A 12,663-nucleotide genomic window follows, 5' to 3' on the forward strand; every position below is an offset into this window, starting at 1 on the left:
TCACCTAGCACTACAAAGACGTAGGAAGTGGTGACGATGACCGCACCGAGCAAGGTATCCAGGTCGCATCACGCTGGCATAAGCCCAGCTAGGGCCTATCGCGGGCGTAGGTTTCCGATCAGTGACGGCGCACCCGTCGAGGTGGTCGAGGACGGGCCGAGCCTCGCGGGCCGATTGGCTTCGCTGGCGGCGACGCTGACAATCAAGCCCACCTTGGCGATTGGTAGCCACGTACCGCATCTGCCGTGGCCGTTCGGGCTCGTCAATTTCGCCGCCCGGCTGATCCGGCCGGTGCCCGGAACCATCAAGGCCACCATCGCGCTGCCGAACTGCACCGCACAGCTGGTGCGGGCCGACGGCGTCCTGCCCGCCGATGGGAAGCGCAGCGTCATCCTCTATCTGCACGGCGGAGCGTTTTTGGCCTGCGGCGCCAACACGCACTCGGGGATCGTCACGGCCCTGTCGGGATATGCCGACAGCCCGGTCCTGGTCGTCGACTACCGGATGGTGCCCAAGCACTCGGTGGGCACCGCGATCGACGACTGTTACGACGCCTACCGCTGGCTGCGGCTGACCGGCTACCAGCCGGACCAGATCGTGCTGGCCGGTGACTCGGCGGGCGGCTACCTGTCGTTGGCACTGGCCGAGCGCCTGGTCGACGAAGGCGAGATGCCTGCGGCGCTGGTGACGATGTCGCCGCTGTTCGAGATCGACAACGAGTCGCGGGCGAACCACCCCAACATCCACACCGACGCGATGTTCCCGGCCAAGGCCTTCGACGCCCTCGTGGAGCTCATCGAGCGTGCGGCCGCCCGCAAGGGTGAACAGGTCTACGAGCCCCTCGACCACATCGAGCCCGGCCTGCCGCGCACGTTGATCCACGCATCGGGCTCGGAGGCTCTGCTCAGCGATGCACGGAAAGCCGCGCACATGCTGGCCGCGGCGGGGGTTCCCGTCGAACTCCGCATCTGGCCCGGTCAGATGCATGTTTTCCAGCTCGCCTCGCCGCTGGTGTCCGAAGCGAAGCGCTCTTTGCGTCAGATCGGCGAGTACATTCGCGAGGCCACCTGGTAAGCGATTCGCGGGCCTGAGACCATTGACGTATGCGCATCGCCAGGCACATCAGTGAGCTCATCGGCAACACCCCACTGGTTCAGCTGAACTCGGTTGTCCCCGAAGGCTCGGGCAAGGTCCTGGCCAAGATCGAGTACCTGAACCCCGGCGGCAGCTCCAAGGACCGCATCGCGGCCAAGATGATCGAGGCCGCCGAGGCCAGCGGGGAGCTCAAGCCCGGCGGCACCATCGTCGAACCCACGTCCGGCAACACCGGCGTCGGCCTGGCCCTGGTGGCCCAGACCCGCGGCTACAAGTGCATCTTCGTCTGCCCCGACAAGGTCAGCGAGGACAAGCAGAATGTGTTGCGCGCCTACGGCGCTGAAGTAGTGGTGTGCCCGACGGCCGTACCGCCGGACCACCCGGACAGCTACTACAGCGTCTCCAACCGCCTCGTCGAGGAGATCGACGGCGCCTGGAAGCCTGACCAGTACTCCAACCCGATGGGGCCGGAGAGCCACTACGAGACGACCGGTCCGGAGATCTGGGCCGACACCGACGGCACCGTCACGCACTTCGTCGCCGGCGTGGGCACCGGCGGCACCATCACCGGTACCGGCCGCTACCTCAAAGAGGTGTCGGACGGGAAGGTGAAGATCATCGGCGCCGATCCCGAAGGCTCGGTGTACTCCGGCGGAACCGGCCGTCCATACCTGGTGGAAGGCGTCGGTGAGGACTTCTGGCCGTCGGCCTACGACCCCGAGGTTCCCGACGAGATCATCGCCGTCTCCGACGCCGATTCGTTCGACATGACCCGGCGGTTGGCTCGAGAAGAAGCGTTGCTGGTCGGTGGATCCTGCGGCATGGCGGTGGTGGCCGCGCTCGAGGTGGCCCGCAAGGCCGGCCCGGACTCGGTGGTCGTGGTGCTGCTGCCCGACGGCGGACGCGGTTATCTCTCAAAGATTTTCAACGACGCATGGATGTCGTCCTACGGGTTCCTCCGTAACCGGCTCGACGGATCGATCGAGCAGTCGACCGTCGGCGACGTCCTGCGCGGCAAGTCCGGCGCATTGCCCGATCTGGTGCACACCCACCCGTCGGAGACCGTGCGCGACGCGATCGGCATCCTGCGCGAATACGGCGTCTCGCAGATGCCGGTGGTCGGCGCCGAGCCTCCGGTGATGGCGGGCGAGGTGGCAGGCAGCGTGTCCGAGCGGGAATTGCTGTCCGCGGTGTTCGAGGGCCGGGCAAAGCTGGCCGACGCGGTAGCCGAACACATGAGCCCGCCGTTGCCGCTGATCGGCGCGGGGGAGTTGGTTTCCACGGCGGCGAAATCTCTGCGGGACTGCGACGCGGTCATGGTCGTAGAGGAAGGCAAGCCCGTCGGCGTGCTCACCCGCCACGACCTGCTCGGGTTCCTGTCCGAGGGCGGCTCGCGGCACTAGACACGTCGGAGGCGCCGCACGCGTGGAATACCTTGCCTCCAGCAACTTCTCAGTTAGGGTGAGCTGGCCTCGGGCTGGCAAACTCCGCCACCACCCACGCCCGCGACGCCGAACGTCCTTCTGTCCGCAGCGAATGCGCTCGTGTTGACCTGTCAAACCGGGTTGACGGTGCGTAATCTGCCTGTGGAGCAGTCTGTACATCTAGGTGCTGGCAGAAAGTAGCGTCCGTCCGCGGAGCGCTATCGGCAGATGAGGAGAGCTTTCGACGTGACTGATCAACCGCCCCCGCCCGGGAATTACCCGCCGCCGCCAGAGGGTGGATATCCGCCGCCGCCTGCGCCGCAGCAGGGCGGCTACCCGCCGCCGCCTGCGCCGCAGCAGGGCGGCTACCCGCCGCCACCGCCCGGTGGTGGCGGCGGCTATCCTCCGCCGCCTCCCGGCAGTTACCCCCCGCCGCAGCCGGGTGGCTTTCCTCCGCCGCCACCGCCGCAGCAGGGCGGTTATCCGCCCCCGCCCCCGCCTCAAGGTGGCGGCTATCCGCCTCCGCCGCCTCCCGGTGACGCCGGTGGTTACCCGCCGTCCGGTGGCTATCCGCCCCCGGGGGGTTACCCACCGCCCGGGTACCCGGCCCCGGGCTACCCGCCCGCCGGTGGCCAGGGCTTCGGCGGCGCGCCGTACAGCGTCGGCGACGCCTTCTCCTGGGCCTGGAACAAGTTCACGAAGCATCCGCTCGAGTTGATCGTGCCCACGCTGGTGTACGGGCTCGTCTACGTTGTGCTGCAGTTCGTCTACCGGTTGATCCAGGGCGAGTTCACCACGGTGGACACCTCCGAGCCGGGCAGCTTCAGCTTCTCGATGGGTGGCGCCGGCATTCTCGTCTCCGCGCTTGTCGCGCTCGTGGGCGTGGTGATCGGTGCGGTGATCCAGTCGGCCTACATCGGCGGCATGCTCGACGTCGCCAACGGTGCCCCGGTGACGATCGGATCGTTCTTCCGGCCGCGCCTGGTCGGCAACGTCATCATCGCCTCGGTGGTGTCGTCGATCATCATCGGCATCGGCACGATCCTGTGCATCATCCCGGGCATCATCGCGGCGATCATGTTGATGTTCACCACGGTTGCCGTGCTGGATCGCAACCTGTCCGGCATCGACGGCGTCACGACCAGCTTCGAGCTCGCCAAGGCCAACTTCGGCCCGGTGGCATTGACCTGGCTGGTGACCGTCGTCCTGGCGTTCGCGGGCGCCCTGGTGTGTGGCGTCGGCCTGCTGGTGGCCTACCCGTTGCTCTCGCTGATCACGGTCTACGCCTGGCGTCGCCTCAACGGCGCCCCGGTGGCACCGCTGTCGCAGTAGCAGAACCGAACTCAACGCCCGCGGCGTCGGAGCAGAAATGCCCGCGCCGCGGGCGTTGTGGTCCGTGCCATCATTTGCCCATGACATTTCAGCCGCCGCCCGGCCCCGGTTACATCGCCGGCCCCAACAGCCCCGCGATGAATCCGTATCCCAGCCCTTATCCCCCTGTGGGGCAGGGCAGTCCGTACGGTCCCGGGCCCACCGGATACCCGGCACCCGGGCCGTCGCCCTACCCGGCGCCGGGACCGTCGACGCAGTGGAACTACGGCTTGCCGGCGCCGAACCCGCACGCCTACACCCCGTGGCTGACCCGGGTGCTGGCCTCGGTGATCGACCAAATTCCGATGTTCGTGATCTTCCTCGTCGGCTACGGCGTCATCGCGGGTATCGCGATTGCCGCCACGTCGGGAAGCTCGAGCGGCGACGAACCGTCCGGCGGTGCCGTCGCGGTTATCGTCCTGGCGTTCTTGGTGCTCATGGCGGTGACGTTCGCCTTCCCGGTGTGGAACTTCGGATACCGCCAGGGCAAGACCGGGCAGAGCATCGGCAAGCAAGTGATGAAGTTCAAGGTGATCAGCGAGAAGACCGGCCAGCCAATCGGTTTCGGCCTGTCGCTGTTACGCCAGATCGTCCATATCGTCGACGGCTTCTTCTACATCGGATATCTGATGCCGCTGTGGGACGGCAAGCGTCAGACGATCGCCGACAAGATAATGACCACGGTCTGCGTTCCCGCCCCCGCGGCCACACCCGCGCCGCCCGCCTACCCGGGTTATCCGGGCCCGCAGGGCGGTCTCAACCCGTACCCGGGCCCGCCCCGATAGGCTCGACCCGTTATGAGTGAACAGCGCAGGTGGCACGGTCTGGCCACAAAAGCCATCCACGCCGGTTACCGGCCCGATCCGGGCACCGGAGCCGTCAACACCCCGATCTATGCCAGTTCGACCTTCGCCCAGGACGGCGTCGGCGGGTTGCGCGGCGGATTCGAGTACGCCCGCACCGGCAACCCGACGCGGCAGGCGCTGGAAGCGGCGCTGGCTGCCGTCGAGGAAGCCACGTACGGGCGGGCTTTCGCATCGGGCATGGCCGCAACGGACTGTGCCCTACGCGCGGTGTTGCGGCCCGGCGATCACGTGGTGATCCCCGATGACGCCTACGGCGGCACCTTCCGGCTGATCGACAAGGTGTTCTCGCAATGGAACATCACCCACACCCCGGTTCGGCTGAGCGATCTGGACGCGGTGCGGGCGGCGCTGACCCCACGCACTCGGATGATCTGGGTGGAAACTCCGACCAACCCGCTGCTGAGCGTGGCGGACATCGCCGCGATCGTGCAGATCGCGTCGTCGTCGGGCGTCAAGGTGTTGGTGGACAACACCTTTGCGTCGCCGGCGCTGCAGCAGCCGCTGCTGCTCGGCGCCGACATCGTGTTGCATTCGACCACCAAGTACATCGGTGGGCACTCGGATGTGGTGGGCGGTGCGTTGCTGACCAACGACGAGGAACTCGACGCGGCATTCGCCTTCCTGCAGAACGGTGCCGGCGCGGTGCCGGGCCCCTTCGACGCGTACCTGACGATGCGCGGTCTCAAGACCCTGGTGCTACGGATGCGTCAGCACAGCGAGAACGCCGCGTTGATCGCCGAATTCCTCGATGGGCACCCCGCCGTGGAGACCGTGCTCTATCCGGGCCTGGCCAGCCACCCCAACCATGATGTCGCAGCGCGGCAGATGTCCGGTTTCGGCGGCATGGTGAGCGTGCGCCTGCGTGGTGGGCCCCGTGCGGCACGTGAATTGTGCTCGCGTACGGAGCTTTTCATTCTCGCCGAGTCGCTCGGTGGGGTGGAGTCGTTGATCGAGTACCCGGGAGCGATGACGCATGCGTCGACCGCGGGTTCGCAACTGGAGGTGCCCGACGACCTGGTGCGCTTGTCGGTGGGCATCGAGCATGCCGCCGACCTGCTGGCCGATCTGGAGCAGGCCCTCACCAGCTGACGCCCAGCAGACATAGAACTGCCCCTTTTCCCGACGAAAAGGGGCAGTTCTGCGTCTGGTCGCGGAGGGGAAGTCAGCCCATGAGCGCCGGGCGTAGCGCGGATGTCGTCACTGCCAGGTTCATGTCCGGCAGCGCCGCCGCGGACTCGTCCACCCAAATGCCCGTGGCGATTTCGGTGGACCGGGCATGCACCCAGCGCCAGCCGCGGTCATTGAGACTCAGCACCGCGCCGAGCCCGTCGACGGCGTGCAGCAGGCAGATGATCGCGGCGATGGCCGGTACGGGGTTGTGACCGTCGAACAAGGTGGCCAGCAGAGCCGCCCGAACCTGGCTGACCCGCTCGCGATTGGTCAGCGGCCAGCAGTAGACCGTCTTGCCCGGGAAGCCTTTGCCGGGCATCGGCACCCGACGGATCTGCCCGAGGCGTTCGAGGTGGGTCTCCAAGGTGGGCTGGACGTATTTGCTCAGCTTGGCCACCGCGGTGCCGGCCCGAAGCGGGCGGCGTTGCAGTAGTTCGAACGCGGGGTCGCCGACCGGATCGGCGGGCCAACTGCCGGCCAGCGCGATCAGCCGTCCGGCCTCGATCGGTTCGCCCGCCATGGCCGGGCGGATCCGGCAGGCGTATGCCAGATCCAGCAGTACCGCGGCGCTGAGCACCTTTTGCCTGCGATGGCGGTCGAGCCCGGGCTGCGCGGCTGCGTTGTCCAGCAACAGCAGGAACAGATCTTCGGCGATTTGCGCCATTTCCCCGACTGTAGTGCTTTGCCCCAGGTTGACGCGTCAGGCGTGGTACGGCTCAGCGCTGACCAGCGTGACCTTCACGGTGTTGCCGTTGGGCACGGTGTAGGTGCGGGACTCGCCGACCTTGGCGTCGATGAGGGCGCTGCCCAGCGGTGAGTTGGGGGAGTACACCTCGAGCTTGCCGTCGCTGATGCCCTCCTGGCGGGTGGCGATCAGGAACGTCTCGGTGTCCTTCTTGTCGTCGTCGTAGTACACCTTGACGACCGAGCCGGGCAGCGCGACACCGGACTGCTTGGGTGCTTCGCCGACCTTGGCGTTGTTGAGCAGCTCCTGCAGCTGGCGGATGCGGGCTTCCTGCTGGCCCTGCTCCTCGCGGGCGGCGTGATAGCCACCGTTCTCGCGCAGATCGCCCTCTTCGCGGCGGTCGTTGATCTCGGCGGCGATCACCGGCCGGTTGGCGATCAGCTGATCCAGCTCCGCCTTCAACCGGTCGAATGCTTCCTGAGTGAGCCAGGTGACCTGTGTGTCGGTCATGTTCTCGCGCTCCTGTCTATTTGCTTACGGCGCTGTCGCGCCGCCCCCTCGTGCGAAGTTCGTGGTTCCGGCCGGGGGCAGGCGCGTGTATTGCCGCAAGCGTCAGCACCTAATTGCGTGCTAATGCAGCAATACACGGCCCCAGCGCGGAACCGTGTATCGCACAATCGTACCACCGAGCGGCGGGCGAATCTTCATTTAATCGCTGGCCGCAGGCGGTTGCGCTCGTCAGAATCAGGGTGCTACCAGGTACGACGGAACATCGGTCCCGCACCCGTAAACGTCGCCGATCACGGGGGGTCGGCTGGATTTCACTTCCGCGGTCACCTGCACCACGTTCTGATCGGACGGGGCGACCAGGATCTCCCGCCGGCCCGTCTCGCTGCCGTCGATCGAGCGGGCCCGGACAATGCACACCACGGGCTTGGACGGGTCGGGGCGGGTCACCCCGATGGTCACCGAGACGGTCTGGCTGTCGATCAGTTCGTAGGCCGACAGCTCGCCCTTGACCTCGCCCGTGCCCAACCGCTGGAACGCCACGATGGCGAGGGCCACACCGGCCGCCACCACCAAGCCGACCAGCGCAAACGTGATCCATCGTCGGGTCCGGCGGGACAATTGGCGGGATCCGTAGCGGGCGGCGGGGCGTTCGATCATCAGAACTGGAACTATAGGGCCAGACAGATGTGTCACCGCAGCCCAGGCAGTGAGCTGTCGGGTTGGGTATAGGGATTAGGTAAGAGGACGCCGTAGTTAGATGAAAGCGACATGAGTGAACTGCGGTTGATGGCGGTGCATGCCCACCCGGACGACGAGTCCAGCAAGGGTGCGGCCACCACCGCGCGCTATGCGGCCGAAGGTGTCCGCGTCATGGTTGTGACGCTGACCGGTGGCGAGCGCGGCGACATTCTGAATCCGGCGATGGATCTCCCCGAGGTCCACGGACGGATCAGTGAGGTGCGCCGCGACGAGATGGCCAAGGCAGCCGAGATCCTGGGCGTCGAGCATCACTGGCTGGGATTCGTCGACTCGGGTCTGCCCGAGGGCGATCCGCTGCCCCCGCTGCCCGAAGGCTGTTTCGCGCTGGTGCCGCTCGCCGAGCCGGTCAGCCGCCTGGTCCGGGTAATCCGGGAGTTCCAGCCGCACGTCCTGACCACTTACGACGAGAACGGCGGGTATCCGCATCCCGACCACATCCGCTGCCACGAGGTGTCTGTGGCGGCGTACGAGGCGGCCGCCGACTACCGGCTGTACCCGGAGGCGGGAACTCCGTGGGCCGTGTCGAAGCTGTATTACAACCACGGCTTCCTGCGGCAGCGGATGCAGCTGCTCCAGGACGAGTTCGCCAAAAATGGCCGTACCGGGCCTTTCCAGAAATGGCTCGAGCACTGGGATCCCGATCACGACATATTCGCCAAGCGGGTCACCACCCGTGTTGAATGCTCGAAGTACTTCAGTCAGCGCGACGATGCGCTGCGCGCTCACGCGACCCAGATCGATCCGAAAGGCGATTTCTTCCATGCGCCGATCGAGTGGCAGCAGCGGCTGTGGCCGACTGAGGAGTTCGAGTTGGCGCGGTCGCGCGTGCCGGTGAATCTGCCGGAAGACGACCTGTTCACCGGGATTGAGAAATGATCGACACATTGACCGCAGTGGTCACACTGCTCGCAGACGAGCCGCGCAATACCGGACCCGAGTTCGGTAAGGCGACCCCGCTCGGTTTGCTCGTCACGGTGGCTCTGCTGGTCGGAACCTTCGCGTTGGTCTGGTCGATGAACCGCCACCTGCGCAAGCTGCCCGAGTCCTTCGACCGAGAGCACCCCGAGCCTGATCAGGCGGCTGACGAGGGTACCGCCGAAGGTGACGAGAACGCGGTGAACAGCACTCCTGATGACCAGGGCCAGTCACGTGAGCCGGGTGGCGGGTAACACGCTCGGCGGGTCCACCAGCCCGTATCTCCGCCAGCACGCCGACAACCCGGTGCACTGGCGAGAGTGGACGCCCGAGGCGCTCGCTGAGGCCGCCTCGCGGGACGTCCCGATCCTGCTGTCCATCGGCTACGCGGCATGTCACTGGTGCCATGTGATGGCGCACGAGTCGTTCGAGGACGCCGACGTCGCCGCCGTGCTCAACGACGGCTTCGTCTGCATCAAGGTCGATCGCGAGGAGCGGCCGGACCTGGATGCGGTCTACATGAACGCCACCGTGGCGTTGACGGGGCAGGGCGGTTGGCCCATGACCTGCTTCCTGACCCCCGACGGCCGGCCGTTCTTCTGTGGGACGTACTACCCGAAGCTCGGTTTCCTGCAACTGCTGGACGCGGTCGCCGAAACCTGGCGGGACCGGCGCGACGAGGTCGAGCGCGCCTCGGATCAGATCGCCACCGAGCTGCGGTCTGTGTCGGCGGGGCTGCCGGGCGGTGGGGCACCGGTGGGCCCGGAGCTGTGCGACCACGCAGTGGCCGCGGTACTGCATGACGAGGACGAGACCTACGGCGGGTTTGGTGGTGCACCCAAGTTCCCGCCCTCGGCGTTGTTGGAAGGCCTGCTGCGCCACCACGAGCGCACCGGGTCGGTGCCGGCGTTGACGGCCGTGCAGCGCACGTGCGCGGCAATGGCCCGGGGTGGCATCTACGACCAGCTGGCCGGTGGTTTCGCCCGGTACAGCGTCGACCCGCACTGGGTGGTACCGCACTTCGAGAAGATGCTGTACGACAACGCTCTGCTGCTGCGGGCTTACGCGCATTTGGCGCGTCGCACCGGGGATCCGTTGGCGCGCAGGGTAACTGCCGAGACAGCCGCGTTCATCCGGTCAGATCTGGGCGCCGATTCCATGTTCACCTCATCGCTGGACGCCGATGCCGGCGGGCACGAAGGCCTGACCTACGTGTGGACGCCGGCTGAACTTCGCTCCGTTCTGGGGGATGACGACGGCGCCTGGGCGACCTCACTTTTCGGGGTAACCGCCGGCGGGACGTTCGAACACGGCGCCTCGGTGCTGCAACTGCACCGTGATCCCGACGACGGCGCCCGCTTCGAAGCGGTACGTGCGGCGTTGTCGGCGGCACGTGCGTCGCGTCCCCAGCCGGCCCGCGACGACAAGGTGGTGACCGCCTGGAACGGGCTGGCCATCACCGCGCTCGCGGAAGCCTCGGTGGCACTCGAGGATCCCGAATTGCTTTCTGCGGCAGCCGATTGCGCGCAGCGGCTGCTCGATCTGCACCTGGTCGGCGGCCGCTTGCGCCGGGCCAGTCTCGGTGGCCGGGTCGGGGAGAGTGCGGCGATCCTGGAGGATCACGCGGCGCTGGCCACCGGGCTACTGACGCTGCACCAGCTCATCGGGTTCGGGCTGGATGAGGCGACCGCATTGTTGGATGTCGCGCTCGAACATTTCGCCGATCCCGAGCAGCCGGGCCGCTGGTTCGACACCGCCGACGATGCCGAGCAGCTCATGGTGCGGCCGGCCGATCCGATCGACGGCGCGACGCCCTCAGGTGCCGCCTTGATCGCCGAGGCACTGCAGGCCGCGGGCTATCTGACGGGTGACGAGCGTTATGTGAATGCGGCACAGGCGACTTTGTCGTCGGCGACTCCCATCCTGGCTCGTGCGGCACGGTCCGGCGGGCACTGGCTGGCGGTGGCCGAAGCCCAGGTCGGTGGACCGATCCAAATTGCGGTGGCCGGCGACTCGTCGTCTCCGCTGTTGGCGGCCGCGCGCCGGCTGGCACCCGGTGGGGCGCTGGTGATCGGCGGTCTCTCTGGTGCCGCGGACTCGTCGCCCTTGCTTCGGGGACGCGACCGGGTGGATGGCTCCGACGCGGCTTACGTGTGCCGCGGCACGGTGTGCGATCTGCCTGTCACCGCGGTCGAGGAGCTTGCCGTCTCGCTGGGCGGTCAACCGCCGGACGGCGGAAGTGGGGCCGTGTAGCCTCGCGGCCATGAGCCACGATGCCGCAGCCCTGGAGTCATTCGTCAAGCGCTATCTCGACACTGTGGCGGGGGGTTCCGCCGCCGAGGTCGCCGCCCTGTACGCCGACGATGCGACGCTGGAAGATCCGGTGGGCAGCGGTGAGGTCCACATCGGCAGGCAGGCGATCGAAGGCTTCTACAAGAACCTCACCGCCGCAGGCGCCGAGATCACGACCGAGCTCCTCAAGTTCCGCCCCGGCGGGCACGAGGCGGCGTTCCTGTTCGCCATCGTGGTCGGCGGCGCGATGCGCATCGAGCCGATGGAGGTCATGACCTTCGACGCCGACGGCAAGATCACCTCGATGAAGGCCTACTGGTCGGCGGCCGACATCACGCAGCTTTAGGTTCCGGTTCTTCCCAAGGCCCTCGCCGTTGCTCGGCGGGGGCCTTGTTCTTTCGCTTCCGAATTGGCTGGGTTAGCATCTTGCGGAAAACGCAGCGCGCTGCGCGGTTTTGCCGAAGTGTTCGTCTTGTCTTGTAACCCGCCGTGTTTACGACTTGAAGGTGTGCCGATGAGTTTGCCTGGTGACGCGGCCGGAGATGACGACGCTGCAGAGGGCGCTTTGCCGGATCGGCGGCGCTGGTTGACCTGGGTCCTCGGCGCCACCTCGGTGATCCTGGCGACCGCCTTGGTCGTGGTGGCGAGCATTCTGGCCGGCCGGTCGGGCGACGCCGCGGCCGGCGACCCAGTTCAGGAGGCCTCGTCGGCCGGCACCGGCGCCCGGCCCGCCAGTGCCGGGGACGTCGGCCCGGCGTCCATCGTCGTCGAGGATCCGACGTGTCCGGAATGGACCCGTATCAGTGCCGCCCTGACCGAGGTGCAGCACCGAGTGATGTGGTTCGACCGCGACGGGGCGATACCCGCCGTCGAGTGGACGCCGGAACAGGCCAAGATGTACAGCACGGTCGCCACGGCTCTCGGCAGCGTTGCGGTACAGGCGAGAAGCCTTTCGCGTGCCACGCCGCATCGCGTCATGCGCGAGGCATACGAGCAGGTGATCGCCTATGCGCAGGAGCAGATCAACCGCATCCCGCACTATCAGGCCGCCGACATCTCGGTGGCCAGGGCCACCGACTCCCTGGTCGGTGCGGTGACCAGCATGTGCGCGGCGGCCATGTCGGGTTCGGCGCAGGCTCGGGCGCCGCTGACACCGGCCGTCTCGCCGCCGACCTCGATCAAGGATGCCGACGAGATCAGCCGCCGGATCCTGATGGCCGACAACTCCTCGATCTGTGCCGAGTGGGTGCCGATGTCGGCGAATTACCAGTCCGGCGTCGCCGCTTTCAACGCTGCGGACTGGCAGTCGCCCGCCGCCGAGTGGACTTACGACCAGCACTACCTCACCGAGACCGCGGTGCCGCTGATCAACCAATTCGCCGACGAGTCAGAACAGTTGAGCCGGCGCAGCAACAATCCGGCTGCCGAGGATCTCGCTGTGCTGTCGGCGCAATATCTGCGGGCATATGTTCAGGCCCTGCCCACCTACGTGCCGGCGGACCGGGCGCTCGCCGACACGGCGGCCTACCTCACGAAGGCCGTCGACAACGCCTGCGCCGCCGTGGTGTGAGGTAGG

13 protein-coding genes are annotated in these 12,663 nt (G+C 67.2%); 10 read left to right on the forward strand and 3 right to left on the reverse strand.

The features are described from left to right. Positions 1-36 precede the first annotated feature (36 nt). From K6L26_RS08810 to K6L26_RS08830, 5 genes are all read left to right on the forward strand, one after another. Positions 37-1,074 carry an alpha/beta hydrolase gene (locus K6L26_RS08810; RefSeq protein ID WP_064894831.1) on the forward strand — a complete coding sequence of 346 codons (1,038 nt, stop codon included), beginning with the start codon at positions 37-39 and terminating at the stop codon, positions 1,072-1,074. A 29-nt stretch (positions 1,075-1,103) separates the two neighbouring features. Further along, positions 1,104-2,498, forward strand: coding sequence for a cystathionine beta-synthase (locus K6L26_RS08815; protein ID WP_019348543.1), 1,395 nt, complete (start codon positions 1,104-1,106; stop codon positions 2,496-2,498). A 267-nt stretch (positions 2,499-2,765) separates the two neighbouring features. Further along, positions 2,766-3,851 carry a DUF2189 domain-containing protein gene (locus K6L26_RS08820; protein ID WP_221852965.1) on the forward strand — a complete coding sequence of 362 codons (1,086 nt, stop codon included), beginning with the start codon at positions 2,766-2,768 and terminating at the stop codon, positions 3,849-3,851. Between the two features lie 80 nt (positions 3,852-3,931). Continuing rightward, a complete protein-coding gene (locus tag K6L26_RS08825) occupies positions 3,932-4,675 on the forward strand; it encodes an RDD family protein (protein ID WP_245008708.1) in 744 nt (247 codons plus the stop codon). A 12-nt stretch (positions 4,676-4,687) separates the two neighbouring features. Then, positions 4,688-5,845 (forward strand): cystathionine gamma-synthase, encoded by a 1,158-nt coding sequence (locus K6L26_RS08830; protein WP_221852966.1) that lies wholly within the window; start codon positions 4,688-4,690, stop codon positions 5,843-5,845. A gap of 73 nt (positions 5,846-5,918) precedes the next feature. Here K6L26_RS08830 and K6L26_RS08835 read toward each other — a convergent pair whose 3' ends face one another. From K6L26_RS08835 to K6L26_RS08845, 3 genes are all read right to left on the reverse strand, one after another. After that, complete coding sequence (locus K6L26_RS08835) at positions 5,919-6,590, reverse strand: GOLPH3/VPS74 family protein (RefSeq protein WP_221852967.1); 672 nt, start codon at positions 6,588-6,590, stop codon at positions 5,919-5,921. Between the two features lie 36 nt (positions 6,591-6,626). After that, positions 6,627-7,121, reverse strand: coding sequence for a transcription elongation factor GreA (gene greA / locus K6L26_RS08840; RefSeq protein ID WP_019346394.1), 495 nt, complete (start codon positions 7,119-7,121; stop codon positions 6,627-6,629). A 234-nt stretch (positions 7,122-7,355) separates the two neighbouring features. After that, entirely contained in the window at positions 7,356-7,778 is a 423-nt protein-coding gene (locus K6L26_RS08845) for a DUF4307 domain-containing protein (protein WP_019346395.1), read from the reverse strand. Between the two features lie 111 nt (positions 7,779-7,889). Here K6L26_RS08845 and mca point away from each other — a divergent pair, with 111 nt between their 5' ends. The 5 genes from mca to K6L26_RS08870 all read left to right on the forward strand — a co-directional run bounded on the left by mca (position 7,890) and on the right by K6L26_RS08870 (position 12,657). Continuing rightward, positions 7,890-8,756 carry a mycothiol conjugate amidase Mca gene (mca, locus tag K6L26_RS08850; RefSeq protein ID WP_036394583.1) on the forward strand — a complete coding sequence of 289 codons (867 nt, stop codon included), beginning with the start codon at positions 7,890-7,892 and terminating at the stop codon, positions 8,754-8,756. Next, entirely contained in the window at positions 8,753-9,049 is a 297-nt protein-coding gene (locus K6L26_RS08855) for a hypothetical protein (protein WP_019344879.1), read from the forward strand. Before mca ends, K6L26_RS08855 begins: the two co-directional genes overlap by 4 nt. Then, positions 9,012-11,048 (forward strand): thioredoxin domain-containing protein, encoded by a 2,037-nt coding sequence (locus K6L26_RS08860; protein ID WP_221852968.1) that lies wholly within the window; start codon positions 9,012-9,014, stop codon positions 11,046-11,048. Before K6L26_RS08855 ends, K6L26_RS08860 begins: the two co-directional genes overlap by 38 nt. Before the next feature lie 10 nt (positions 11,049-11,058). After that, positions 11,059-11,433, forward strand: coding sequence for a nuclear transport factor 2 family protein (locus K6L26_RS08865; protein ID WP_036394587.1), 375 nt, complete (start codon positions 11,059-11,061; stop codon positions 11,431-11,433). Positions 11,434-11,601: 168 nt separating this feature from the next. Next, entirely contained in the window at positions 11,602-12,657 is a 1,056-nt protein-coding gene (locus tag K6L26_RS08870; protein ID WP_221852969.1) for an ESX-1 system-associated protein, read from the forward strand. Positions 12,658-12,663: the final 6 nt, after the last annotated feature.

The sequence above is a fragment of the Mycobacterium farcinogenes genome, from assembly GCF_019739075.1.
GTDB classification, from domain to species: Bacteria; Actinomycetota; Actinomycetes; order Mycobacteriales; family Mycobacteriaceae; genus Mycobacterium; species Mycobacterium senegalense.